Origin of the sequence: Aeromonas sp. QDB17, assembly GCF_027705305.1 — a bacterium.
GTDB lineage: Bacteria > Pseudomonadota > Gammaproteobacteria > Enterobacterales > Aeromonadaceae > Aeromonas > Aeromonas caviae.
In genome coordinates, this window is sequence record NZ_JAPDBP010000001.1 from 290,762 (window position 1) to 313,824 (window position 23,063).

The 23,063-nt window shown below is 59.4% G+C and carries 26 protein-coding genes; 9 read left to right on the plus strand and 17 right to left on the minus strand.

The window, feature by feature from the left end:
- Position 1 precedes the first annotated feature (1 nt).
- The 5 genes from OKC41_RS01265 to OKC41_RS01285 all read right to left on the minus strand — a co-directional run bounded on the left by OKC41_RS01265 (position 2) and on the right by OKC41_RS01285 (position 3,463).
- Positions 2-739, minus strand: coding sequence for a flagellar hook assembly protein FlgD (locus OKC41_RS01265; protein WP_010675293.1), 738 nt, complete (start codon positions 737-739; stop codon positions 2-4).
- A 90-nt stretch (positions 740-829) separates the two neighbouring features.
- Positions 830-1,249 carry a flagellar basal body rod protein FlgC gene (gene flgC, locus OKC41_RS01270; RefSeq protein ID WP_005329775.1) on the minus strand — a complete coding sequence of 140 codons (420 nt, stop codon included), beginning with the start codon at positions 1,247-1,249 and terminating at the stop codon, positions 830-832.
- A complete protein-coding gene (flgB, locus tag OKC41_RS01275) occupies positions 1,246-1,647 on the minus strand; it encodes a flagellar basal body rod protein FlgB (protein ID WP_042076352.1) in 402 nt (133 codons plus the stop codon). Before flgB ends, flgC begins: the two co-directional genes overlap by 4 nt.
- A gap of 62 nt (positions 1,648-1,709) precedes the next feature.
- Positions 1,710-2,534, minus strand: a complete 825-nt coding sequence (locus tag OKC41_RS01280) for a protein-glutamate O-methyltransferase (RefSeq protein ID WP_270671603.1) — start codon at positions 2,532-2,534, stop codon at positions 1,710-1,712.
- A 17-nt stretch (positions 2,535-2,551) separates the two neighbouring features.
- Positions 2,552-3,463 (minus strand): chemotaxis protein CheV, encoded by a 912-nt coding sequence (locus OKC41_RS01285; RefSeq protein ID WP_010675296.1) that lies wholly within the window; start codon positions 3,461-3,463, stop codon positions 2,552-2,554.
- 237 nt (positions 3,464-3,700) lie between these two features.
- Between OKC41_RS01285 and flgA the strand changes: the two genes are divergently transcribed.
- The 3 genes from flgA to OKC41_RS01300 all read left to right on the plus strand — a co-directional run bounded on the left by flgA (position 3,701) and on the right by OKC41_RS01300 (position 5,125).
- Positions 3,701-4,306 carry a flagellar basal body P-ring formation chaperone FlgA gene (gene flgA, locus OKC41_RS01290; protein WP_309295569.1) on the plus strand — a complete coding sequence of 202 codons (606 nt, stop codon included), beginning with the start codon at positions 3,701-3,703 and terminating at the stop codon, positions 4,304-4,306.
- A gap of 94 nt (positions 4,307-4,400) precedes the next feature.
- Positions 4,401-4,712 (plus strand): flagellar biosynthesis anti-sigma factor FlgM, encoded by a 312-nt coding sequence (gene flgM, locus OKC41_RS01295; RefSeq protein ID WP_270671604.1) that lies wholly within the window; start codon positions 4,401-4,403, stop codon positions 4,710-4,712.
- A complete protein-coding gene (locus OKC41_RS01300; protein WP_052815062.1) occupies positions 4,709-5,125 on the plus strand; it encodes a flagella synthesis protein FlgN in 417 nt (138 codons plus the stop codon). The genes flgM and OKC41_RS01300 overlap by 4 nt, the downstream gene beginning before the upstream one ends.
- Before the next feature lie 43 nt (positions 5,126-5,168).
- Here the strand turns inward: OKC41_RS01300 and yfcE are convergent, their stop codons facing one another.
- Both yfcE and OKC41_RS01310 read right to left on the minus strand, forming a co-directional pair.
- Positions 5,169-5,711, minus strand: a complete 543-nt coding sequence (gene yfcE, locus OKC41_RS01305; RefSeq protein ID WP_270671605.1) for a phosphodiesterase — start codon at positions 5,709-5,711, stop codon at positions 5,169-5,171.
- A 10-nt stretch (positions 5,712-5,721) separates the two neighbouring features.
- On the minus strand, positions 5,722-7,359 hold the full coding sequence (locus tag OKC41_RS01310; RefSeq protein WP_270671606.1) for a peptide ABC transporter substrate-binding protein: 1,638 nt from the start codon (positions 7,357-7,359) through the stop codon (positions 5,722-5,724).
- A gap of 289 nt (positions 7,360-7,648) precedes the next feature.
- Between OKC41_RS01310 and OKC41_RS01315 the strand changes: the two genes are divergently transcribed.
- On the plus strand, positions 7,649-8,551 hold the full coding sequence (locus OKC41_RS01315; RefSeq protein WP_270671607.1) for a DMT family transporter: 903 nt from the start codon (positions 7,649-7,651) through the stop codon (positions 8,549-8,551).
- A 101-nt stretch (positions 8,552-8,652) separates the two neighbouring features.
- Here the strand turns inward: OKC41_RS01315 and rsuA are convergent, their stop codons facing one another.
- Complete coding sequence (gene rsuA / locus OKC41_RS01320; protein WP_124244230.1) at positions 8,653-9,345, minus strand: 16S rRNA pseudouridine(516) synthase RsuA; 693 nt, start codon at positions 9,343-9,345, stop codon at positions 8,653-8,655.
- Between the two features lie 172 nt (positions 9,346-9,517).
- Here rsuA and OKC41_RS01325 point away from each other — a divergent pair, with 172 nt between their 5' ends.
- Complete coding sequence (locus OKC41_RS01325) at positions 9,518-10,708, plus strand: HD-GYP domain-containing protein (RefSeq protein ID WP_270671608.1); 1,191 nt, start codon at positions 9,518-9,520, stop codon at positions 10,706-10,708.
- A 128-nt stretch (positions 10,709-10,836) separates the two neighbouring features.
- Here OKC41_RS01325 and OKC41_RS01330 read toward each other — a convergent pair whose 3' ends face one another.
- Positions 10,837-12,063, minus strand: coding sequence for a transposase (locus OKC41_RS01330; protein WP_270671609.1), 1,227 nt, complete (start codon positions 12,061-12,063; stop codon positions 10,837-10,839).
- Positions 12,064-12,120: 57 nt separating this feature from the next.
- Between OKC41_RS01330 and tnpA the strand changes: the two genes are divergently transcribed.
- From tnpA to OKC41_RS01345, 3 genes are all read left to right on the plus strand, one after another.
- Positions 12,121-12,525 (plus strand): IS200/IS605-like element ISAs26 family transposase, encoded by a 405-nt coding sequence (gene tnpA, locus OKC41_RS01335; RefSeq protein ID WP_010674034.1) that lies wholly within the window; start codon positions 12,121-12,123, stop codon positions 12,523-12,525.
- A 268-nt stretch (positions 12,526-12,793) separates the two neighbouring features.
- Positions 12,794-13,687, plus strand: a complete 894-nt coding sequence (locus tag OKC41_RS01340) for an EamA family transporter (RefSeq protein WP_010675306.1) — start codon at positions 12,794-12,796, stop codon at positions 13,685-13,687.
- Between the two features lie 135 nt (positions 13,688-13,822).
- Positions 13,823-15,628, plus strand: a complete 1,806-nt coding sequence (locus OKC41_RS01345; protein WP_270671646.1) for an extracellular solute-binding protein — start codon at positions 13,823-13,825, stop codon at positions 15,626-15,628.
- Between the two features lie 307 nt (positions 15,629-15,935).
- On the opposite strand, the gene OKC41_RS01350 is transcribed toward OKC41_RS01345, so the two are convergent.
- Together OKC41_RS01350 and OKC41_RS01355 are read right to left on the minus strand one after the other, a co-directional pair.
- Complete coding sequence (locus OKC41_RS01350) at positions 15,936-16,328, minus strand: DUF2750 domain-containing protein (protein ID WP_039040225.1); 393 nt, start codon at positions 16,326-16,328, stop codon at positions 15,936-15,938.
- Positions 16,329-16,422: 94 nt separating this feature from the next.
- A complete protein-coding gene (locus tag OKC41_RS01355) occupies positions 16,423-16,971 on the minus strand; it encodes a hypothetical protein (protein ID WP_045524136.1) in 549 nt (182 codons plus the stop codon).
- Between the two features lie 246 nt (positions 16,972-17,217).
- Between OKC41_RS01355 and OKC41_RS01360 the strand changes: the two genes are divergently transcribed.
- Positions 17,218-17,466, plus strand: a complete 249-nt coding sequence (locus OKC41_RS01360; RefSeq protein WP_010675310.1) for a TIGR02647 family protein — start codon at positions 17,218-17,220, stop codon at positions 17,464-17,466.
- Here the strand turns inward: OKC41_RS01360 and OKC41_RS01365 are convergent.
- The 6 genes from OKC41_RS01365 to astE all read right to left on the minus strand — a co-directional run bounded on the left by OKC41_RS01365 (position 17,453) and on the right by astE (position 22,814).
- Complete coding sequence (locus tag OKC41_RS01365) at positions 17,453-17,764, minus strand: hypothetical protein (RefSeq protein ID WP_089503662.1); 312 nt, start codon at positions 17,762-17,764, stop codon at positions 17,453-17,455. The two genes, OKC41_RS01360 and OKC41_RS01365, sit on opposite strands and share 14 nt — an antisense overlap.
- Positions 17,765-17,840: 76 nt before the next feature.
- Positions 17,841-18,050: a cold-shock protein gene (locus OKC41_RS01370; protein ID WP_005302803.1), complete on the minus strand. Its 210-nt coding sequence runs from the start codon at positions 18,048-18,050 to the stop codon at positions 17,841-17,843.
- A gap of 206 nt (positions 18,051-18,256) precedes the next feature.
- Complete coding sequence (locus OKC41_RS01375) at positions 18,257-19,357, minus strand: dihydrolipoamide acetyltransferase family protein (RefSeq protein WP_270671610.1); 1,101 nt, start codon at positions 19,355-19,357, stop codon at positions 18,257-18,259.
- Positions 19,358-19,451: 94 nt separating this feature from the next.
- A complete protein-coding gene (locus OKC41_RS01380; RefSeq protein ID WP_052814703.1) occupies positions 19,452-20,438 on the minus strand; it encodes an alpha-ketoacid dehydrogenase subunit beta in 987 nt (328 codons plus the stop codon).
- Positions 20,435-21,523, minus strand: a complete 1,089-nt coding sequence (pdhA, locus tag OKC41_RS01385; protein ID WP_041213175.1) for a pyruvate dehydrogenase (acetyl-transferring) E1 component subunit alpha — start codon at positions 21,521-21,523, stop codon at positions 20,435-20,437. Before pdhA ends, OKC41_RS01380 begins: the two co-directional genes overlap by 4 nt.
- A 271-nt stretch (positions 21,524-21,794) precedes the next feature.
- Positions 21,795-22,814 (minus strand): succinylglutamate desuccinylase, encoded by a 1,020-nt coding sequence (astE, locus tag OKC41_RS01390; RefSeq protein ID WP_010675315.1) that lies wholly within the window; start codon positions 22,812-22,814, stop codon positions 21,795-21,797.
- Positions 22,815-23,063: the final 249 nt, after the last annotated feature.

Below are 23,063 nucleotides of genomic sequence, written 5' to 3' on the forward strand. Positions count from 1 at the left end.
CTTAGATCACTGCGTTAGAGGACGAAGCCGACTGGGTGGTGGTCTTGCCGGTCGTCGCGCCAATTTCCAATACATCGGTCAGGTAGATGCCACCCAGTCCCTTGAGTTTGAGGGTGCTGGGGTTGGTGCTCGTTCCCAGGGTGACGCTCTCCACCTTGGCGTAAGTCAGGGCGGGGACGCTCTCCGACTTGCCGTCGACGGTGGCATGCGCCTCTATCGAATATTTGCCGCTCTTGGCCTGGTTGCCGGACTTGTCCTTGCCATCCCATTCGAAGGCCACGTTTCCCTTGTGGCTCCCTTCGATGGCGAACTCCCTGATGACCTGGCCGCTCTCGTCCTTCACCGTCACCTTGATGTTGCTGCCGCCATCGCCGGTGGCGATGACCCCCGTGAGGGTCCCCCCCTTCTCCACGTAACCCGTGTTGGACGGGATCAGCACGTTCTGTCCCACCAGCGCGGAGGCCTGCAGCGCCTGGCTGGAGGTCATCAGGCTGTTGAGGCTCTCCATCTGGGTGGAGAGGCTGCTGATCCCCTGAGACGTCGACATCGAGGTCATCTGGGAAAGCATCTGGGCGTTGTCCACCGGTTTGAACGGATCCTGATAGGAGAGCTGCATGGTCAGCAGCTTCAGGAAGGACTCCTGATCCAGCTCCTTTTTCTGGGTACTGGTGTTGACCGTACTGGTCTGGGCCGACGTTGTCCGGTTCACGCCCAGCAGGCTGTCATAGGTATCTGCCACTTATGCTCCCCCCTCTAGGGCGTGCCCACTGGGCCGATTGTTGCCGCCTGGCAGGCGATCACGGGTCACTCTCATCCGGGTTCACCTCTGTCAGGACTTGCCCAGACCCAGGGTCTGCTGCAACATTTTCTTGGCCGCATCGGCCACTTGGACGTTGGTCTGGTAGCTGCGCGACGCCGCTATCATGTCCGCCATCTCTTCCACCATGTTGACGTTGGGCTTGAAGATGAAGCCATCCTTGTCCGCCATGGGGTGATTCGGGTTGTACTCCTTGAGCAGGGGCGCATCACTCTCGACGATGCCCTTCACATCCACCCCGACCGAGGCCTGCTTGTCGGACATGGCCTGATCCAGCTGGGCGGCAAAGACTGGCCGCCTGGCGTGGTAAGTTTTTTCCACGCTGGAACTGACGCTGTCAGCGTTGGCCATGTTGCTCGCCACCGTGTTGAGGCGAACGGACTGCGCGCTCATGGCGGAGCCTGCAATGTCAAAGACCTTGAACAAACTCATCCTTGCTCTCCTTTCAGTGCCTTGAGCAGGCCGCTTATCTTGCCGTTCATGAATTCGAGGGAGGCCTGGTATTCGAGGCTGTTGCGCAGAAACTCGCTGCGCTCCTGCTGCACGTCCACCGTGTTGCCGTCACCGGTATCCGGTTGCAGGGGATTGCGGTACTGGGTAGACCCGGGCGCATCCATCTGCAAGGCGAAGTGCTTCTCGCTGGTGGTGCTGAGCCCGAACCCTTGCCGGCTCTGGGCCTGTTGCAGCGCCTGGGAGAAGTCGATGTCACGGGCCTTGAAGCCCGGTGTATCCGCATTGGCGATGTTGCTGGACAACACCTCGGCACGCTTGGCGCGCACGCTCAGCGTGTACTGGTGAACACCAAATGCCTTGTCGAATGAAATTGCCATAGCACACCTCCTGCTTCACGAATGTTTAGCAAGAGGTGTGCCAAAGAGGGATATAAGGAGGGTTATTTGACCTTGTAGACGATGCCGGGGTTGCAGCGGATCATCTCGAACTTGTCGGTGAGACCGGCCAGGGACTCCGAGGCCCCCAGCATCAGATAGCCGCCAGGGTTGAGGCTGCCGGCGAACTGGTTGAGGATCTTGGACTTCACCTCGGGGGCGAAGTAGATGAGCACGTTGCGACAGAAGATGATGTCAAACTTGCCGAGCAGGCTGTAGCTCTCCAGCAGGTTCAGGGGACGGAAGCTGGTCAATTTTCTGACACGCTCCGATACCCGCATCTTGTTGTCGCCGCAGGGCTCGAAGAACAGCCGCTTGCGCTCGGGGGAGAGGCCCCGGGCCAGTGCCAGGCTGTCATAGACCCCCTCCTTGCACTGGTTGAGCATGGTGCTGGAGATGTCGGTCCCCACTATCTGCACCCCGCCCGGCAGGGTGCCCGGTCGCTTGACCTGCTGCTCCAGCGCCGTCATGGCAATGGAGTACGGCTCCTGCCCGGACGAGGAGGCGGCGGACCAGATCTTGATGGGACGACCGCTCTTGCCGAGTTCGGGTAAAATCTTGTCGCTCAGCAACTGGAACGGATAGGTATCGCGAAACCACAGGGTCTCGTTGGTGGTCATGGCATCCACCACGGCCATCTTGAGTTCCCGCTCGCGCACGTTCATCGCCCGGGTGACCAGATCAGACAGACTCTCGATACCAAACTGAGTCATCAAGGGCGACAGGCGGCTCTTGACCAGATACTGTTTGTTGTCACCCAGCACTATGCCGCTCTGTTGCGCCAGAAAATTGCTGAATTGCCTGTATAAGTCGTCCGAAAGTGTCTTCATGCAGTTGTTCTTCTTGATTAGAGAGCGCCTTGTACGGCCTTGGCCAATTCATCCGGCTGGAATTTGGCAATGAAATTGTTCGCTCCGACTTTCTGCACCATGGCCTGATTGAACACCCCACTGAGGGAAGTGTGCAGGATAACATGCAAATCCTTGAGGTTGGGATTGTTGCGGATCTCGGCGGTGAAGGTATAACCGTCCATCTCCGGCATCTCGATGTCCGAAATGACCAGGGCTATCTGATCCTTGATGGGACCGTTCTTGGACATCTCCAGCAACATGTTGAGCGCTTCCCGTCCATCCTTGGCCAGCACGCACTGTACCCCGATAGCCTCCAGTGCCCGTTGAACCTGCTTGCGCGCCACCGAAGAGTCGTCCGCAACCAGCACGGGACGCCCGTGAGGATTGCGCTCCACGCTTGCTTCCACCAGTTCGGTGGACACCTCGGTGGAGACCGGCGAGATCTCGTTGAGAATGCGCTCCACGTCCAGGATCTCCACCAGCTCACCATCTACCTCGGTCACCGCCGTCATGTAGTTGATGCGACCGGCCCCTTTGGGTGGCGGCAGGATGGACTCCCAGTTCATGTTGATGATGCGCTCGACCGAGTGGACCAGGAACCCCTGAATGGAGCGGTTGTACTCGGAGATGATGATGAAGCACTTGGAGAGGTCCTGGATGGGGCGCTTGCCCATCGCCATGCTGAGATCGATCACCGAGATGGTCTGGCCACGGATATGTGCCACGCCGCGAATGCAGGAGTTGAGCTTGGGCATGACGGTCAGAGGGGGACACTGCAGCACCTCGCGTACCTTGAATACGTTGATGCCAAATCTTTGACGTCCATTGAGACGAAACAACAGCAGCTCCAGCCTGTTTTGTCCCACTAGCTGGGTTCGCTGGTTGACCGAGTCCAGAATACTCGCCATAAACACTCCCTAAAAATGCTTGGCACTGATCGTGCATGTCATTATGCATGCACATTGGCTTGCATCAGATCATCGTTGTTTCAACAATCGAATAATTCTGGAGCAAGCATAGTTAACTACGGTGGTATACGTGAATAACTTATCGACCGGTAAGCAAAAATGATTAGTAGACTTTTCCTTATCTTACTGCCGTTTTGCAGTCTGTCTCACGCCATGGCGTCCGAGGTCACCGACTATCTGCAAGAACAGGCACAGGCGTTCGTGCTCGACCAGCTCGATATTCCCCTCGATGCACAGGCCGACGTCAAGGCCGGTACCATTGACGAGCGCCTCCCCCTCACGCGCTGCGAAGATGCCCTCACCATTTCCCTCCCCGCCAGGATGGAGATCCGTCGCAACACCACCGTCTACCTCAAGTGCGAGGGAGAGAAATCCTGGGATCTCTATCTACCGGTCCGGGTCAGTATCCAGAAACCCTATGTCACCGTCACCGTCCCGGTTGCCAAGGGGGACATTCTGAGTGAACCCATGCTGACCCTGGCATACCAGGACCAGACCCTGATCCGTGGCGACTACCTTACCGACCCGACCGCCCTCATCGGGGTACGCAGCAAGCGTGAGCTCAAACCGGGCCAGCCAATCAGGCTCACCCAGGTATGCGTGGTCTGCAAGGGGGACCAGGTCACCCTGAGCGCCGAAAACAGCAGCATGCAGATCAAAACCATGGCCCGCGCCTTGCAAGATGGCAGCTTCGGAGACATGATCCGGCTTGTCAACACGCGCTCGGGCAGAACGGTGCAAGGCCAGGTCAGTGCAGTGGGCTCCGTGATTGTGACATTCTGACACATGAATGCACTGCGCAATTTTTTTCTAAAGTTCTGACCGCCGTCACCGATACACAGGTAAGCGAACAGTAAAGCAGACGAAGGTAAACCTTATGGCTATCAACAATATCAACAACTTGGCTAACAACCGCCTGCAAAACAGCGGCAGCAGTCAAGGTGTAGCCACCAAGCCGGCGACCTCCAGCGAGGGCAGCCGTGCGACCACCGTCAAGAGCGACTCTGTCTCCTTGACCAGTGAGGCGCAGCAGATGCAGAAGACCCTCAACACCGCCTCCACCGGTAACGAGAGCCGCGTCGAGAGCCTGAAGAAGGCCGTGGCCAGTGGGGAGTACAAGGTCAACAGCGAAACCGTGGCCAGAAAGATGTTCAGCTTTGAAGCCGATCTGGATAAACGGTTGGGATGATGGACCTCCCTTCGCTGCTGCGCGCTCAGGACGACAACCTCTCCCAGATGCAAGGCTTGCTGGCAGAGGAGTTCGACCTCCTCAAGGCTCACCGGGCCCTTGCCTTGCCGGCACTCGCCGATCGCAAGCAGCAACTGCTGGTGGCCATCGAGACGCTGGACAAGACTCTGGCGGAGCTACCCGACCTGAAGCAACAGCTGAGCGCCTTCCCGACCCAATTGCAGGCCCTTCAAGCCAAGCTGGAAGCCTGCCAGGAGCAGAACAATCTCAACGGACGTCTGCTCGAACTCAGTATTGTCTCCAATCGCCGTCTCGCCAGCTTCCTCAGCAAGCTCAGAGACAGCAGCTCCCTGACCTATGACGCCAAAGGCAATACCCGCTCAGGCACCCGCTCTTTCGGGATCAAGGCCTGATCTCCTCTCCCCCTTCGGGCTTCCTCTCCTTTTGGGCCCCTAGTCAGAGCACCAGCTGCATCAGGGTTTCTCCATCCTTGCAGGCATGAATGCTCATGCGGCCCTCGTGATATCGCCCATAACTGGCCACCCACTCGCTCCTTGGAAAACAGATAGACCCCGGGTTCATCAGGATCATCTCTCCTTCCTGACATAGCACAGGCACATGGGTATGACCGCTGATGAACAGGCTCCCTGCAGGCAGGGGCACGTTGCTGGGCTCATAGAGATGACCGTGGCTGACAAACCAACGCCGCCCATCCACCAGTAGCTGGTTGTAGGGCGCCGTGATGGGGAAGTGGAGCAGCATCTGGTCCACCTCCGAATCGCAATTGCCACGCACCGCCATGATGCGGGGGGCCAGCTGGTTGAGCCTTGCAGCCACGGCAGCAGGATCATACCCCGCCGGCACCGGATTGCGCGGCCCGTGATTGAGCAGATCCCCGAGCAGCAGATAGTGATCAGGCTGCCAGGGAGCGAGTTGCGCCAGCACCTGCTCGAGGGCAGTCAGACTGCCGTGCAGATCCGAGATAATAGCAATCTTCATTCCACACTCCTCATGGCTGGCTGAAATAGAGATCCTTGGTGGCGATGGCGCCCTTGAGGTTGCGGCTCGGCAAGCCGCGCAGTGCCGGGTCCACCAGTCTCATCTGGTTGTAGTGATAGACGGGGATGACGGGCACCTCCTCCATCAGCAGTTGCTCGGCCTGATGATAGATCCCGGACCGAACGTTGGCATCCAGGGTCTCGGAGGCCTGCTGCAGCAGACCATCGAAGACGGGGTTGCAGTAGCCGCTCTCGTTCTGGGGATCCTGGCAGCGGAAACTGCCAAGCATGGACGACGGCTCGACATAATCACCAAACAAAAATGAACGAGCCAGCATGAAATCACCACTGTTCTTGGCCACCTGATAAGCATTCCACTCCATGTTGTTGAGGGAGACTTCTACCCCCAGCGGTTTCCACATGGCCGCCACCGCCAGAGCCAGCTTCTTGTGGTTCTCCGACGTGTTGTAGGTCAGTGTCAACCTGAGAGGATGGGCGCTGTTGTAGCCTGCCTGGGCCAACAGCGCGGCTGCGCGGGCCAACCGAGTTGACTGGTCTTCCCGGGAGAGGGGGATATCCAGTTCGTCATAACCTGGCATGGCGGGCAGCAATGACCAGGCAGGACGTTCTCCCTGGCCGCTCACCTTCTCGGTCAGCAGGTAGCGATCAATGGCCATGGAGAGCGCTTGGCGCACCCGCACATCCTGCAATTCAGGGAGATTGAGATTGAAGGCATAAAGATAGGTGCCAAGCAGCGGCAAACCCCAGATCCGCTCCGGTGCCTCCTGCATGGTCTTCTGGTAGTACTCCAGCGCCACCTTGTTGGTGAGCTGGATCTCCCCCGCTTCGTAACGCAGCCGCTCCCCATGCTGGGAAGCGAGCGGCAGGTAGGTCACCCGCTGGATCCGGGTATGGGCGTCATCCCAGTACTGGGGGTTGCGCTCGGCTTCGATGCGCTCGTTCACCACCCAGCTCGCCAGCTTGTAAGGGCCATTGCTCACCATCTTGCCTGGCTGGGTCCACTGCTTGCCAAACTGGGTGATGACCCGTTCGTTGACCGGCACGAAGGGACGCTGGCTGACCAGTTGCAGGAAATAGGGAACGGGACGCTCCAGGGTCACTTTCAGGATCTGGTCGCTTTCTGCCTCCACCCCCAGGGCATCGAGATCGAGCGCACCGGCATAAATGGACTGGGCATTGTTGATGCCGGTCGCCAGCAACAGGCCAGCGGAGGGGGAAGCCTGCGCCGGATTCAGCAGCCGCCGCCAGGCGTAGACGAAATCCCGGGCTGTGAGGGGCTCGCCGTTGGACCATTTGAGCTGGGGACGCAGAAAGAAACGCCACACCAGTCCATCCTCGCTGGTCTCCCAGCGCTGGGCCTGGGCGGGCACTATCATGCCCTGTCCATCCTCGCTCACCAGCCCCTCGAACAGGTCCACCAGCACCACCTCCCCTGGGAAGCCGGAGCGGATCAGGGCCGGATCGAGGGACTCGGGTTCGGCGCCATTGCCTTTGACCAGGGTTTGTCTATCTGAAATGTAAGTCTGCTCAACCACGCTACTAGCCAGTGACGGCGGCACCGCCATCAACCCAAGCAGTAAGGGAGATAGCCAGCGACGGGCTGGCCTGACGGCGAAACGGTAAAACATACATTAACCTCGTTCAATTCTTTTGACTGCAATAGAGAGAAGGCCGGCGGCGCGCCTGGAAACGAATGCATGATGCCGCGCTTGTTATCCCCGAAGACGGCCCGTATTGTATCGGGCCTGCCCGATAGAGGGAGTCTTCCGGGCTATTTTTTTCATGGTTTTATGACGACATAGCGGCCACGGGTGCGTGCGACAGCAAGAAGGCACGCTCCCCTGCCCCGTAAGCAATCGGCCCGGGGTGATATGTCGCCTGTAGGTCCGGTTGTCGTCTACCGTTTCAGGGGTCTTTATGGGTTACGAATGGCTGGCGCTGGCTGCCGCCAGTTTATGGGCGATCGCCGCCCTCATCTCCGTCAAACAGGCTCGCCATCTGGGGGCCTTTGCCTACAGCCGCTGGCGGATGTTCCTGGTCAGCCTGATGCTGGCCAGCGCAAGTCTGGTGACGGGAGGCTGGCAGACCCTCACCGAGAGCGCCCTTCCCCTGCTGGCCCTCTCCGGCCTCATCGGCATCTTCGTCGGCGACACCGCCCTCTTTGCCTGCATGAACCGACTCGGCCCCAGGCGCAGCGGTCTGCTCTTCTCCTGCCACGCCCTCTTCTCCGCCCTGCTCGGGCTCTGGCTCTTTGGCGAGCAGCTCGATGGTTGGCGCCTGCCGGGCGCCTTGCTGGTCCTGGCCGGGGTCATGCTCGCCATCCTGTTTGGTCGTCGTGGCGACAACCCGCAGAACGAATGGGAGCAGGTGCGCGGCCGCCTCGTGGTCGGCATAGCCCTTGGCCTCACCGCAGCCCTGTGCCAGAGCCTCGGAGCCATCATCGCCAAGCCGGTGATGATGAGCGGCACCGTGGACGCGGTGAGCGCTTCCGGCGTGCGCATGGGCAGCGCCCTCTTGGCACACTGCGTCTTGCGGGCACTGCGCCTGCCGCTCGCCATGCCGCACAACCCCATCAACCGGCAAGTGCTCGGCATGATAGGCATCAACGGATTTCTGGCGATGACGCTGGGAATGACCCTGATCCTGGTGGCACTGCGTCAGGGAGATGTGGGCATGGTGGCCATCTTGTCTTCCACCACGCCGGTCATTCTGCTGCCCTTGCTGTGGTGGCACTCGGGGATGCGTCCCTCGCTCCCCGCCTGGGCCGGTGCCCTACTCGCCACCCTGGGCACGGCCCTGGTGCTCGGAATGGGGAACTGAGCCCCGTCTCTCCTGCAAGAAGGAAGGACCAACACGCCCATCGGCGGCACTGAGCCGCCGATGCTCCCCCGTGCCGGACAGGGAGAGAGGCGATCGCGCCCCTAGAACAGAGCCACTTCCTCTTCGGTCAGCTCCCGGTATTCCCCCGGTGCCAGCTCATCGTCCAGAGCCAGATCGCCGATGCGTTCCCGATGCAGCCCGATCACCTTGTTGCCGATGGCGGCGAACATCCGCTTCACCTGGTGATACTTGCCCTCGTGGATGGTCAGGCGTGCTTCCCGCTCGTCCAGGATTTCCAGCTCCGCAGGGCGGGTCTTGTCGTTCTCGTTGCGCAGGTAGATACCGTCGGCAAAGAGCGAGATAGCCTCTTCACTCACGGGATCAGCCAGCCAGACATGGTAGGTCTTCGCGCACTCGTGCCGGGGCGACGTGATGCGATGGGACCACTGGCCGTCATCGGTGATCAGCACCAGCCCGGTGGTATCGAGATCGAGGCGCCCCACCACGTGCAGTTTGCCCATGGCCGGCTCGTCGAGCAGGTGGAACACGGTGGCGTGATCCGGGTCCTCGTTGGAGCAGACATATCCTTCCGGCTTGTGCAGCATGAAGTAGCGATTCTGCAGGTTCAGGGTCAAGGTCACACCGTCAAACTCGATCTGGTGTTGCTCATTGATGTGAAAGGCGGGCTGCTTGACCAGCACGCCGTCTACCAGCACTTCCCCCTGACGGATCAGCTTGCCCGCCTGGGAACGGGTCAAATCGGAGCAATCGCAAAGAAATTTGTCGAGCCGCATGCAAAAACCTCGGAATCCATCATGATTGGGGGCGACATTATATCGGTCAGACCCGACAACACCAGTACTAAGCGACAGGGACTCAAGATGGCGCCTGACGCCATGATGTGCCAGTGATAGACTGCCGTCAGCAGACCGACATCACACATAATAATAAGCCCAGGATGTACCCATGAAGCCGACGAAGTCTCACCCCATCATCCCCGTCAGCCAGTTGAAACCTGGCATGTATGTCATTGCCATTGCCAGCCAGACCGGCGCCATGGAAATTGCCCAGACGGGCATGGTGACCAACCCTCAACAGGTGGAGGCGCTGATCCGGCGCGGCGTGCTGACGGTGCGGGTGGATCTTGCCCGCAGCAAGCTGCCGGGAGGGGGCACGGCAAGCCCGGCGGATGTGGTGACAAACGGGGCGGGCTCCTCTCGTCAGATCGGCAGTAGTGAAGGGCGCGAGCTCAAGATCCGTCGGCTCTATCAGGAAGCGCGCGAACTGCAAGGCAAGTTCATTCGCCATCTCAAGGCCGGAGAGCCCATCGACATCACGCCCCTTGCCGCCGTGGCCGAAGAGATGGTCGATACCATTTTCACCCACGGCGATGCCATGCTCTGTCTGGCGCGGATCCGTGCCAAGGATGCCTACCTGATGGAGCACTCCATGAATGTCGCCATCCTCCTGGCGAACTTCGGCCGCTACCTGGGGCTGGATCGCAGCGTGCTCAAGGAGCTGACCCTCGGTGGCCTGCTCCACGATGTGGGCAAGATCATGACCCCGGACGAGGTGCTCAACAAACCGGGCAAGCTCACCGATGAGGAGCTGGAGGTGATGCGCGAGCACGTCATCCACAGCCACGACATCCTGGCCGCCACCGCCGGCATCACCCCCATCATGCTGGAAGTCGCTTCCAATCATCACGAACGGATCGATGGCACCGGCTACCCGCGGCGCCTCAAGGGGGATCAGCTCTCCCTCTACACCCGCATGAGTGGCATCGTCGATGTCTACGATGCGGTGACGGCAGACAGGGTCTACAAACAAGGCATGCAGCCTACCCAGGCGTTTCGCATTTTGCTCAAGGGGGTTGATCTGCATTTTGATGCCGACCTGGTGACCAAATTCATCAAGTGCATGGGGGTCTATCCGGTGGGCACCCTGGTGCAGCTCTCCAACCAACGTTTGGCTGTCGTAATGCAACGCAATGAACAACAACCGCTCAAGCCCGTGGTCAAGGTGATCTATCACGCCGGTCGTCGACACTATCTCGATGTGCAGTGGCTGGATCTCGCTAAGAAAGGGGTTCAAGAGACCATAGAGAGCACGGTGGACCCCAAGGAGTTTGGCATCAACCTGGCCAACTTCGTCTAACCTGTCCGGCTTGTTGACGGCTGCTCGCGGCAATGGTGTTCGCTGAGCCAGCGCACCGCGCGGCGCAAGTCTTCACCTTGACATCCTCCCCCACCTTAGCGCTTCGCGTCACAGGAGGGGGATTCCCATTACTGGGTGATAGCTGCTCGCGCAGTACCGGGTTCCTGCTTCATCGGGCGGCCTGATTGCACCACGCCTCCACAGGCTAAAACGGCGTGTCCCGCCGCTAAAATATTGCGAGCGCCGTTCACATCGGCGTTCGCCTCATAACCACACGCAGCGCATTTAAACTGGCTTTGCGTCTGGCGGTTATCCTTCGCAGTATGCCCACAACAGGCGCACTGCTGGCTCGTGTAGGCCGGGTTTATCGCCAACACCTGACCGCCTCGCCATGCCTGCTTATATTCGAGCTGGCGGCGCAGCTCAAACCAGCCCTGATCTAATATCGAACGATTCAGCCCTGATTTTGCCCGGACGTTGCGCCCCGGCTGGCTGGTCGTGCCCGCTGCTGATTTTGACATGCTGGCAACCTTCAAATCCTCAATGACGATCATCGCGTGGTTTTTGCTGATAGTCGTTGTGACCTTGTGAAGGTAATCGCGGCGGGTATTGGCGATATGTGAATGCAGCCGCTGGATCTTGGCTTTTTGTTTCTTCCAGTTGCTGCTGAACTTTACCTTTTTGCTCAACTGGCGTTGGAGCCTTGCCAGCTTGGTCTGATTGGTTTTGAAGCTGTTGACGGGCTCAAACACCGTGCCATCTGACAGGGTTGCGAGCTTGGCGATCCCCGCATCCAGCCCGACCATTGAGCCGGAGGGGTGAATTGGCTCGGACGTCTCCTGCTCGACCTGAAAGGAGATATACCAGTGCCCGGCTGCTTGGCTGACGGTCGCGTTTTTAATTTTCCCTTCAACTGGCTGGGACTGGCGAAACTTGACCCACGCCAGCCCGGCAGGCAGCTTCACTCGACCCTTTTCAAGGCGGCAATACTTGTCGAAGTTGACGAACCGGATAGCGTCGCGGTTGTCGCTTTTTTTCTTGAATACGGGTGCCTTGGCGGCGAGTTTCTTATCAAAGTAGCGCATCCACGCGCCATGCAAATCCTTGAGCTTCTGCTGGAGGTTGTCGGTATATGCCTCGGCCAGAAAGGCCATTTCTGGGTCTTTCTTCCAACTGGTGAGCATCCTGTTCAGCTCAAAGGCAGAAGGCAGTTTTTCGCCAGCATCCAGAATGCGTTTGGTTTCTGCCAGCCCGTGATTCCAGACATAACGAGCACAACCGCCCAACTGGCGCAGGCGTTGCGCTTGTTGGGCTGTCGGTTCGAGTCGGAACTTGTAGGCTTTCAGAATTTGCATTTAGCGCTCAGTGTGTAGCATTATCGCCATATCTATTAAGCCCGATTGAGTGACAGAATGCAATTCACTAAAATTAATAAATCACGCCATGCGGCCTACGTTTTGCACGTACATTTGGTGTTTATTACCAAGTATCGAAAGCCGATACTGGGGGATCTGCATCACGCTTCATTCGGTCAGTGTGCGGCAGAGGTTTGCAGAGATTTTGGTGCGGAACTGAAAGAGTGTGACGGAGAGGCTGATCATGTTCACATGCTGATAGAGTACGCGCCAACGGTGCAGCTATCGGTACTGGTGAACTCGTTAAAGGCGGTCACATCAAGGCGACTGCGTAATGAATTTCTGGACTTGAGAGGTGCTTACAGCAAACCCGTACTCTGGTCACGCTCTTACTTTGCGGGCTCTTGCGGCGGAGCACCGTTGGAGGTGATCAAGCAATACATTCAAAACCAGCGGGGCTGACGCCCCGGCGAAATTCCCCTCCCACCTACGTCGGAGGGAGTCCCCTTTCGCATTTAAGATGGGGCAGCAGGGTATGGTCGCTCATGGAATACCTCCGGTTAGCCATCGACGCCAACCCGTCAATCGGGGCGCTCACTTTTTAGCTTAGCCCGCGCTCGCCCGGTGTGCAGGTAGACACCTGCGCCCTTGACGGTGCCCACCCTGTAGCAGGTATGCTCGACCCCTTCGGCGCCCTGCCGTGCGGGCGCCGCTCAAACAAGGATGCCGCATGCAAACCAAGGACAAGTGTCTGGCCGCCCTGGTCATTCTCTGCTGGGGACTCAACTTCGTCGCCATCAAGTGGGGGCTGGAAGGCATCCCCCCACTGCTGCTGGGAGCACTGCGTTTCGTCGGAGTCGTCTTCCCGGCCATTCTGCTGGTCCCCAGGCCTGCCATGCCCTGGCGCTGGCTGCTGGCCTATGGCGGTGCGATCAGCCTGGGCCAGTTTGCCTTCCTGTTCTGCGCCATGAAATTCGGCATGCCCGCCGGCATGGCCTCCCTGGTGCTGCAATCCCAGGTGGTCTTCACCCTGCTGTTCGCCATGATCTGGCTCGGAGAGCGCTGGCAGCCCCACCACTGGGTGGCACTGCCGCTGGCGGGAGCAGGTCTTTATCTCATTGCCACCCATGGCGAGGGCAACCTCACCCTCATCGGGTTTGTGCTGACGCTGTGCGCAGCCGCCTGCTGGGGCCTTGGCAACGTCATCAATCGCCAGATAGGTCTGCGCTATCGCACCTCTCTGCCGAGCCTGGTCGCCTGGGGCGGGCTGGTGCCCATCCTGCCCTTCTTCGCGCTCTCCTGGCTGTTCGAGGGGCCCGAACTCATCGCAAGCAGCCTGCTCAACATCCGTTGGCAGGGCGTCTTGTGCGTGCTCTATCTCTCGTTTATCGCCACCTGGCTCGGTTATGGCCTGTGGGGGAGGCTGCTGATGCGCTATCCGGTGGCCCAGGTTGCCCCCCTCTCCCTGCTGGTTCCCTGTGTCGGCATGGTGGCCGCCGCCCTGCTGCTCGATGAACACCCCACTCCCCTGCAATGGCTGGGCTCGGGTCTGGTGTTGCTCGGCTTCGTGGTGCATCTGCTGGGGGGCAAGATGCGCTTCTTGAAGACCCAAACCGAGGATTGACCTCGCCCGGGAAACTTCCCATCATGGGTCAGGCCCTCTTGGGCCCACCCCGTTATTTCGGCAGGATGCCATCATCAGGAGAGCAAGGACATGCGTCATCCGTCATTTTCGATCATCCCCTCTTTACCAGGCATCATGCGGGTCATGGCCATGCTGCTCCCCTTCTGCTGGAGCCCGTTCGGCTGGAGTGCCACCCTGCCGGCAGATCTCAAATGGGAGAACAACGACACCGATCCCGTCTATGCAGACCCCGAGGCCAAGCGAGGCGGCACCTTCCGGGATTTCATGTCGAGCTTTCCGCTCACCTTGCGCAAATACGGGCCGGATTCCAACGGCGGCTTTGCAGCCTACGTGCGCGAGACCAACCTGCCGCTCCTGAGCACCCATCCCGTGACGCGCAATCCCATCCCCATGCTGGCCAACCAGTGGGCTTTCGGCGCGGATAACAAGACGCTCTATTTTCGTATCAACCCCAAGGCCCGCTGGTCGGACGGCCAGCCCGTCACTGCGGACGACTGGGTCTTCACCCTCAAGATGATGCGCAGCAAGGAGATCAACGACCCCTGGTACAACAACTACTACAGCACCCAGATAAGCGAAGTGACCAAGTTTGACGATCACACCCTCGCCATCACCAGCGGCACCGAGAAGAGCCGGGAAGATCTGCTCGAAGCCCTCCCCTTCACCCCGGAGCCCAGCCACGCCATCAAGCTGACCGCCAACTGGGTCAAGGAGTACAACTGGAAGGTGCTGCCGGTCACCGGCCCCTACCAGATTGGCGAGCTCAAGAAGGGCAAGTCGGTTACCTTCGACCGGGTCAAGGATTGGTGGGGGAACGACGAGCGCTACTTCCAGCACCGCTTCAATCCGGATCGCATCGAGATCAAGGTGCTCAGGGATCAGAACATCGCCTGGCAGCACTTCCTGCGCGGTGAGCTCGACACCTTCCCCCTCGTGATGCCCAACTGGTGGCACGACAAGAGCAAGACCGCCGAATTCGAGAAGGGTTATATCGAGCGGCTCTGGTTCTACAACCAGACGCCTCAGCCCCCCATGGGGCTCTATCTCAACACCGCCGATCCCTTGCTGAGCAATCTCGACGTCAGACTCGGCATCCAGCACGCCCTCGCCCTGGACAAGATGATCGCGACTTTGCTGCGGGGGGACTACCAGCGTCTCAACACCTATGGCTCGGGCCAGGGAGAGTTCACCAATACCGACCTCAAGGCGCGCCCCTTCGATCCCGCCCTTGCTCGCGAATTCTTTGCCAAGGCGGGCTTTACCAAGACCGGACCGGATGGCATCTTGCGAAACGACAAGGACCAGCCCCTCTCCCTCAGCATCACCTACACCACGGCGGAACATGCCCAGCGTCTCACCCTGCTGCGGGAAGAGGCGAAAAAGGCGGGGCTCAACCTCGAGCTCAATCTGATGGATGCGTCTGCCGGCTTCAAATCCATGCTGGAGAAAAAACACCAGAGTGCCTGGATGGCCTGGAGCGGTGGTCGTTATCCCGCCTATTGGGAACACTTCCACAGGGTCAATGCCAACAAGCCCCAGACCAACAACATCATGAACATCGATGACGACAGGATCTCGGCCCTGGTGGAGCAATACGACAAGGCGTTCGATTTCGGCAAGAAGGCCGACCTCTCCCGCCAGATCCAGGAGCGACTCTATGAGCTCGCCAGCTTCGTCCCCGCCTATCAGGTGCCCTATACCCGGGCCGGCGCCTGGCGCTGGATACGCCTGCCCAAGGTGCCGGCAACCCCCCAGAGCGACTTGCTCTACTGGCCCCTCGACGGCTCCAACTCGGGTTACAGCTTTGGCGGCCTGCTCTGGATTGACGAAGCGGCAAAGGCGCAGACCCGGGCCGCCATCAAAGGGGGGCAGACCTTCCCGCCAGTGACCATCACGGATACCACCTACCAGCAAAAATAGGGCAGCTGGCACCGTCAGCCCTAAAACAAAAGACCCCGCACATTGGCGCAATGCTGTTCACTTAAGAGAATTTGAGTTCCAGTCCACGTAGTATCAGGGCTAAAAAATGAGGGAGGCATGATGCCTCCCTCTTTCTATTGCAAGCCACGCTGGATAAAGGCTGAAGGAACATCGACTGGAAACAGCCTTGCTCCCCCAACTCAAGTCGCATTTATGAATAATTAGTCAAAAATGTGCTTATCTGAACAGCATTGCGCACATTGGCGGGGTCTTTGTTACAACCGGGATGGCACCAGGCAGAGGGCATTCAGCTGCGTTTGGCCTGCTTTTGCGCAATGGCGTCGGCGACGTCGGCCGGGTCCAGCACAATGCCTTCCTGATCCGGCGTCGGGAACACGGCCACGCAGAGATCATCCTGCTCCATGCCGTCCACCCAGCGATCCAGCCACACCTTGAGGGTGATGGACTGCGGCTTGCACTCGGCCCACTCCCCTTCGGCCCAGGCCTTGGCGTAGTCGGGATGCGGCCATACCGGGATGCAATCTTCCTCTTCGGTCGTCAGCATCATGACGCCGTGTTCGTCGGTCAGGACAAACAGCTCTTCGTGCTCGACCAGCTTGCTGATGAAGTGATCAAAGCGGTAATCGGCGTTCAGTTGCAGCGCGGCATTGCGCTCGGTGTCGCTAAGTTCATAGCTCATCGGTCAAGTCTCTCGTTCAATAAAGGGCGACATGTTCACATCTTGCCGACCCCTTGTCCAGCAGGAGTAATAGGTCATCCGTCTTTCCATCGCCTCACCCCAGCTCGGGGGTCAACAGCCGGAGTCCCGCGGTCTCACCCAGTCGCTCCCTCAGCCAATAGGCGGACTCCACTTCCACAAAGCAGAGCTGATCCCGCCCCGCAGCGACCCCCACCATGATCTGCTCAAGCCGTGCTTGCTGGGCGGCACTCCAGGCAGCAACCAGCTTGCCGCCATGGGCCTCGTCCACCACCTCGCGGCGCAGCTCGAACAGGTTATCGGTGATCGGGCTGTTTATCTTGCTCGGGTGGCGCCAGTACATCTGCAGGTTGTCCAGCATCTCCTCATCGTAACTTGCCAGCGCATCGAGCTCCGGCGTCTCTTTGCTCTGGGCCGCGAATTCACACCAGCCTGCCGACAAGGTAGCCAGACTCTGGGCATCCTTGCCATGCTGACGCAGGGTTGTCACGTCTTCCCCACGAATGGCCGGCAGCCAGAGATCTCCTTGATGTTGCGCTAGGAGAGGGAGCAGCAAGGAGGGAGCATAAACAGGAAAACGGGGACCCAGAGAGTGCAGCAGAGAGACCAGAGTGACAGTGATCATGAGACGCGCCTTGAACAAGATGACCTGGCATCACGCCTGGTCATGAGGGTGAACGAGGGTGCCATTCTAGCATGTTTGCCTTGCTGGGGGCGTTTGCGTCCAGCCGGACCGGTGATAGATAGCGTCCAAAAAAGCAGCGTTTGAACCAGAGCGGCCCCGATAAAGGCTAATTGTTTGAGCCAGCGCCCACTAAAGAGGCACCGGGGATGCTAGGTTGCATACATCTTTAGCGTAAGGAGTGCATCCATGAGTGGGATCAACCAGGTTTCTGACGATTTTGTGAATGAGCTGAAAATACTGGCGTGTTTTGATCCGGCCAACATGAGCCTGGGGATCAAGCTGCGCAGCGACATGTCGGAAGCGCTTTGCCAGGCGGCAGCGCGCCTGCACAGCCAGGGCCTGATCACCGCGGCAGATGGCGGCTATCTGACCCCTTTCGGCATGACCATGCTGGAGCATCTCCAACACCTGCTGGTCGCACTCAAGCCGAATTGAGCGGTTGTGGTGCCCAGAGCGAGAAGTTGAGCAACTCCCAGCGCTCTCCTTGTCGCAGCAGACAAGCAAACAGCAAAGGACCTTCGGGTCCTTTTATCTTGCCATCGACCAGCCACTCCCCCGCCCGTTTTGGCACCGGCTGTACCCTGATCTCATCGGGTTTCACCGCGTTTCCCAGACGAACATGTACAAACTGTTGGCACACGGACACGGCATCATTCACCGCAGGATCCGGCGTTGGCGGGCTGGCCTGACCGGTCAACGCCACGGTCAGCAAGAGGGAGGAGAGCAGGGTCATGACGCGTATTGAGAAGCCATGAAAACAAAAAGCCGTGGCACCAGAGGTACCACGGCTTTCTTAAATTCTGCAAGAATTACAGAGCAGTTACGTTCTCAGCCTGCGGGCCTTTTTGACCTTGGGTCACAGAGAACTGTACGCGCTGACCTTCAGCCAGGGTACGGAAGCCGTTACCTTGGATGGCGCTGAAGTGAACGAAAACGTCCGGGCCGTTTTCTTGCTGGATGAAGCCAAAACCTTTGGTTTCGTTGAAAAACTTAACGGTACCGGTGATCATGTTAGACATATCTTTAAACCTGTATTCAAAATAATTACTTATGCTTTTCAGCGGGTAAAGCTCAAAAAACGGGATTACTTATGAACAACAGGAAAAGATGTAAAACATCATATTCATTGACATAACTATCGCCTTTTCAAGCTGGTTAACATTATACGTGCCTTTGTCGATTACGCAAACAAATTTGTACCCCGCCAGCGGCGGGGTACAGCGGGTCAGACCTGTGCCGACTCCAGTGCCTGGACCAAGGCTTTGAGGAAGCGAGCCGCCTCTCCACCGGTGCAGGCTCTGTGGTCAAACGTCATCGACAAGGGAAGTGCACGCACCGGGCGCGCCTCACCGTGGATGAACACCACCTTCTCGAACAACTTGCCCGCACCTATGATGGCCACCTGGGGTGGTGTGACGATGGGGCTGGCGTAACGGCCAGCGATGGCGCCAAAGTTGGTGAGGGTGATGGTTGCCCCCTGCAGCATTTCCCGCGGCACGGCACGGGCCTTGACATCGGCGATCATCCGATCCAGTCCCTGCCGTATGTCAGCCGAGTCCCGTTCAGCCACGTTCTCCATCACGGGCACATAGAGCCCATGCTTGGAGTCAACCGCGATGGCCACATTGACCTCCCTGAACAGACGCCGCGACAGGGTCTCTCCGTCAAACCACGCATTCATGGAGGGTTCGGCCCGACACGCCACGCCCATCGCCTTGATAAGGCGCACAGTCACATCTTCATCCGGGCGCCAGTGGCGCAAGTCCACTTCGTCGGTGATGCTCACCGGCACCACAGTCCGGTGCGAGAGCTCCATCGCCTTGGCCATGGCCCGGCGCGAGCCTTTCAGGAATTCGTTGCCGCTCTCCTGCTGGGCCTCGAACGCCTGCTGCACATCCTGCTCGGTCACCATGCCAGCGCTGCCGGTTCCCTTGACCTTGTCGATATCCAGCCCCAGTTTTTGCGCCAGCAGACGGACCGCTGGCATGGCTTGCACCAACGTACCGCCGGGCGCCATGGCCCCCACCACGAAATGATCCTCGATATGCTGCTGATGGGCGCTGACCTTGCCAACGACGGTGCCGTCATCCTCGCCCCCTTCAAACTCCACCAACGGTGCCCCGATGTGGAGGATGTCCCCCTCCTGCCCGCACAATCTGGCGATGACCCCGGCCACCGGCGAGGGCACATCCACCAACGCCTTAGCCGTCTCCACCGACAGCAGTACCTGATCTACCTGCACCGTATCACCGGCGCTCACCTTCCACTCGACGATCTCGGCCTCGACCAGTCCTTCGCCCAGATCCGGCAATTTGAAAAATTTCATGACCTGCTCTCCCTCTGCTGGGACATCACCAAACATTGACAGACACCATGGAGCCCTGTGGCCCAGGCACTTGCGCATCCGTACCTGTCGCGCGTCATAGCCACTGGTTCTCCATCAGTTGCCGAGCTGCCTGCGCGATCTCCTGCTCGGTGATGAGGTAATACTCCTCGTTGCGATAGTAGGGGACGGCGGCATCCACGCCGGTGAGGCGTCTTGGCGGCGCCTTGAGGGCAGTCATCGCCTCTTCGGTCACCTGGGACACGATTTCGGCCCCCACCCCAAAACTGCCACAGGCTTCGTGTACTACCAGCAACCTCCCGGTCTTGCGTACCGAGGTCAGGATGCTCTCCATGTCCAGGGGTTTGATGGTGGCAAGATCCAGCACCTCGCACTGGATGTCCTGCTCCGCCAGCAGGTTCGCCGCCCGCATGACTTCCTGGATGCAGGCTCCCCAGGCCACCACAGTGATGTCCCGGCCGGGACGCAGGGTAAAGCAGACATCCAGCGGCAGGCCGATGCCGTCATCCACCACATCCGACTTCATGGAGCGATAAATGCGATCCGGCTCGAAGAACATCACGGGATCCGGATCCCGAATAGCCGACAGCAGCAGGCCGTAAGCTCGCTTCGGGCTCGAAGGGATAACGACCCGCAGCCCGGGGATATGGGCAAACAGGGCCTCGACGCTCTCGCTGTGGTGCTCGGGCGAATGGATGCCGGCGCCGTAGGGGGAGCGGTAGACGATGGGACAGGTGACACGGCCACGGGTCCGGTTTCGCATCCGTGCCGCCTGGCAGATGATCTGCTCCATGCCCGGGAAGATGAAGCCCTGGAACTGGAACTCGGCCACGGGTTTGAGCCCCTGGGTCGCCATGCCCACCGCCACTCCGGCGATGAGCCCTTCGGCCAGCGGCGTATCGATGACCCGCTTGAACCCGAATTTATCGCGAAGCCCCACTGTGGCGCGAAACACACCGCCGTTGACCCCCACATCCTCCCCCAGTACCACCACATCAGGATCGCGTGCCATCTCGTGGTGCAACGCCAGATTGATCGCTTCAAGCAGCGTGATATCGCTCATAGTCCCTCCCCGCTCTGCTGCATGCCCTTGGCGATGATGCGTTGACGCTGGGCAAGATAGGCCTTCGGCAGCTCGGCAAACTGGTAATCGAGCAGGGTCTCCGGCGCCTGGGGCGTGATGGCCTCGTAGGCGGCAACGGCGCGTTCCACTTCCCGGCCCGCCTCTGCCAGCAGTGCCTGTTCCTGCTGCTCATCCCACCAGTCCCGTTCAAACATGAACTGGCGCAGCCGCTTGACCGGTTCCCTGGCCCAGGCCGCTTCCACCTCGGCGCCGTCACGATAGCGAGTCGCATCATCGGCGGTGGTGTGATCCCCGAGCCGGTAGCTGACGGCTTCGATGAGCGTCGGCCCCTTGCCGCTGCGAGCCCGCTCGACGGCGGCGCGGGTCGCCTCATAGACCGCCACCACGTCATTGCCGTCCACCTGGAGGCTGCGCACCCCGGCCCCTATGCCCTTCTGGGCCAGGGTGGGCGCGCTCGACTGCAACTTGCGCGGCACCGAGATGGCCCACTGGTTGTTGTTGATGATCATCACCATGGGGAGATGCCAGACACCGGCACAGTTGAGCCCCTCGAGGAAGTCTCCCTTGGACGTGCCGCCATCGCCGATGGTCACCACGGCGACCCTGGGCTGGTTGCGCAGCTTGAAGGCGGCCGCGATGCCGGCAGCATGGGTGATCTGGGTGGCGATGGGAACGCAGATGGGCAAGTCTTCCGACAACTCGCCATCGGCCTTGTAGAAGACACTGCCCCGTTCATCGCCGCCCCAATACTGCAGGTTCTGCTCCATTGGCACGCCCCTCACGTAGAGAGTGGGCATGTCCCGGTAGTAGGGCACATAGACATCCTCTGGCTGCATGGCGAGCCCGACCCCGATCCCCACCGCTTCCGCCCCGAGATGGGAGGGAAAGGTGCCGAGTTTGCCGGTTCGCTGCAGTGCTATCGCTTTCTTGTCGTAACTGCGCACCATCACCATGTTGCGGTAGAAGGTGTGCAGCATCGCCTTGTCCAGCCAGGTCGGCAGTGTCGCGACCGGGCGCCCCTCCTCATCGAGGTAACGAAGGAAGGGGATGTCGACATGGGTCATAACTGGCTCCTTGCCGTTGTCAGCGTCACCACCATGAGGTGACATTTAAAATGTAAACAACATGTTAACCAAAGGGCAACGAGATTCATCCAGGTAAGACCAGTAGAAACTTCTTTTATTTTCGAAGGTAATCGGAATTTTCGGCGAGCATAAACAAAGAAGGGAGCCTGTTCAGGCTCCCTGTCATATCGAGTTCGGGATCACGTCCATCACCGCCATGCTGCTTGCCACCGCCCGTGGCGCAGGATCAGCATGACAAAAAGGCGTCAATTCACTCCCACAAACGGGTGGGTACCACCAGCAGCATGGTGCGCTGTCCGATGGCCACGTTGGCGTTGGGGAAGACCACCGCCTCCCGCGGTTTCTCTACCCTGTATTGCCGATCCCCATCTTCTGCCAGCACAAAACCCTGGGGAAATTCGGTGAAATTGTCCACATCGCTGGCAAACAGGAAGCGGAACTGCTCCGACTGCTTGTTGATCACCCGATCTATGGCAAAAAGGGTGAAGTCATCGGCTCGCCATGGCTCGAGGGCCACCTCATCCCGGGTCACCAGCTCCTGCAATGTCTGGCGCACCTCGATGAAGCGGGTCATGTCGTTTTCACCGAAGGGCCGCACCTTGCCCAGCTCCACCGTAAAGGCATGGGCACCGTGCTGGTGCGAGCTGTAATAGCTGAAGGTGGTGGTCGGGCCGCTCGAGAGCAGTATGGTGCGCACGCCGCAGGCACCGAGGAAACGTACCTGCTCCTTGCAGTGGGGGCGTTCGTGGGGGAAGGGATAGACGGCAAACTTCTCGTGGCGCGAGCCGCGAATGGCGGTATGGAGATCGTAGTGGTAACGGGGCCTGGCCGAGTCGGCAAAGAAGCGGCTCACATACTGCTCCAGACGCATGGCGCGGATGCGCTCCCGGTTGCACAGCCCCTCCCCCTTGCTGTGGGCGCCCGAGAAGAGGCGGTTCATGTTCTCTTCCACCTCCCTCACCCCCTGGTTCATGGCGGCGGGGTTGCCAAAGAGGAAGAGCACCCGGTGACGAACCTTGAGCTCCTCTGCGAGCAACCGGGTCAGCAACTGGTTGCAGATCTCGATGGGGGCTGTCTCGTTGCCGTGGATGCCGCAGGAGAGGACGATGTCCTTGTGCCCGGGTTGCCCCGCCTCGGAAGCGGGTTCCAGGCAGATCACGCCGGTATCCCACACGCTCACCCGGGTACCGTCGGTCAGATTGAAGGCGAAAGGCTCGAGCTGCCACTCATGGCGGCGCGTCAGGGCCAAAAAGTCATGCTGGGGAATCATCCGTCTCACCCTTTAGTCTGGAATGCCATGGCCGGATTATACGCAAGGCAACCGGGCTTAAAATCAGTTTTTAAACAAATTCAAACAGTAAGGATACAAAAGTGGCGAGAATGAGTGACAACTCATGCAACAGGATCAAGCGGGGGGAAACACGGGAGAGGGAAAGCGGTGAACGGGTATCGGCAGATGAAGACAGCATGCCTTCGGCAGACGGATGGGCAGCATGCCCCTGGGATCAGCAGAAAAACA

Coding starts and splice junctions, on each gene's coding strand:
- flgC (WP_005329775.1), bottom strand. CDS start 1,249: ATGAGTTTGTTCAAGGTCTTTGACATTGCAGGCTCCGCCATGAGCGCG.
- flgB (WP_042076352.1), bottom strand. CDS start 1,647: ATGGCAATTTCATTCGACAAGGCATTTGGTGTTCACCAGTACACGCTG.
- OKC41_RS01280 (WP_270671603.1), bottom strand. CDS start 2,534: ATGAAGACACTTTCGGACGACTTATACAGGCAATTCAGCAATTTTCTG.
- OKC41_RS01285 (WP_010675296.1), bottom strand. CDS start 3,463: ATGGCGAGTATTCTGGACTCGGTCAACCAGCGAACCCAGCTAGTGGGA.
- flgM (WP_270671604.1), top strand. CDS start 4,401: ATGGCTATCAACAATATCAACAACTTGGCTAACAACCGCCTGCAAAAC.
- OKC41_RS01300 (WP_052815062.1), top strand. CDS start 4,709: ATGATGGACCTCCCTTCGCTGCTGCGCGCTCAGGACGACAACCTCTCC.
- yfcE (WP_270671605.1), bottom strand. CDS start 5,711: ATGAAGATTGCTATTATCTCGGATCTGCACGGCAGTCTGACTGCCCTC.
- OKC41_RS01310 (WP_270671606.1), bottom strand. CDS start 7,359: ATGTTTTACCGTTTCGCCGTCAGGCCAGCCCGTCGCTGGCTATCTCCC.
- OKC41_RS01315 (WP_270671607.1), top strand. CDS start 7,649: ATGGGTTACGAATGGCTGGCGCTGGCTGCCGCCAGTTTATGGGCGATC.
- rsuA (WP_124244230.1), bottom strand. CDS start 9,345: ATGCGGCTCGACAAATTTCTTTGCGATTGCTCCGATTTGACCCGTTCC.
- OKC41_RS01325 (WP_270671608.1), top strand. CDS start 9,518: ATGAAGCCGACGAAGTCTCACCCCATCATCCCCGTCAGCCAGTTGAAA.
- OKC41_RS01330 (WP_270671609.1), bottom strand. CDS start 12,063: ATGCAAATTCTGAAAGCCTACAAGTTCCGACTCGAACCGACAGCCCAA.
- tnpA (WP_010674034.1), top strand. CDS start 12,121: ATGCAATTCACTAAAATTAATAAATCACGCCATGCGGCCTACGTTTTG.
- OKC41_RS01340 (WP_010675306.1), top strand. CDS start 12,794: ATGCAAACCAAGGACAAGTGTCTGGCCGCCCTGGTCATTCTCTGCTGG.
- OKC41_RS01345 (WP_270671646.1), top strand. CDS start 13,823: ATGCGGGTCATGGCCATGCTGCTCCCCTTCTGCTGGAGCCCGTTCGGC.
- OKC41_RS01350 (WP_039040225.1), bottom strand. CDS start 16,328: ATGAGCTATGAACTTAGCGACACCGAGCGCAATGCCGCGCTGCAACTG.
- OKC41_RS01355 (WP_045524136.1), bottom strand. CDS start 16,971: ATGATCACTGTCACTCTGGTCTCTCTGCTGCACTCTCTGGGTCCCCGT.
- OKC41_RS01360 (WP_010675310.1), top strand. CDS start 17,218: ATGAGTGGGATCAACCAGGTTTCTGACGATTTTGTGAATGAGCTGAAA.
- OKC41_RS01365 (WP_089503662.1), bottom strand. CDS start 17,764: ATGACCCTGCTCTCCTCCCTCTTGCTGACCGTGGCGTTGACCGGTCAG.
- OKC41_RS01370 (WP_005302803.1), bottom strand. CDS start 18,050: ATGTCTAACATGATCACCGGTACCGTTAAGTTTTTCAACGAAACCAAA.
- OKC41_RS01375 (WP_270671610.1), bottom strand. CDS start 19,357: ATGAAATTTTTCAAATTGCCGGATCTGGGCGAAGGACTGGTCGAGGCC.
- OKC41_RS01380 (WP_052814703.1), bottom strand. CDS start 20,438: ATGAGCGATATCACGCTGCTTGAAGCGATCAATCTGGCGTTGCACCAC.
- pdhA (WP_041213175.1), bottom strand. CDS start 21,523: ATGACCCATGTCGACATCCCCTTCCTTCGTTACCTCGATGAGGAGGGG.
- astE (WP_010675315.1), bottom strand. CDS start 22,814: ATGATTCCCCAGCATGACTTTTTGGCCCTGACGCGCCGCCATGAGTGG.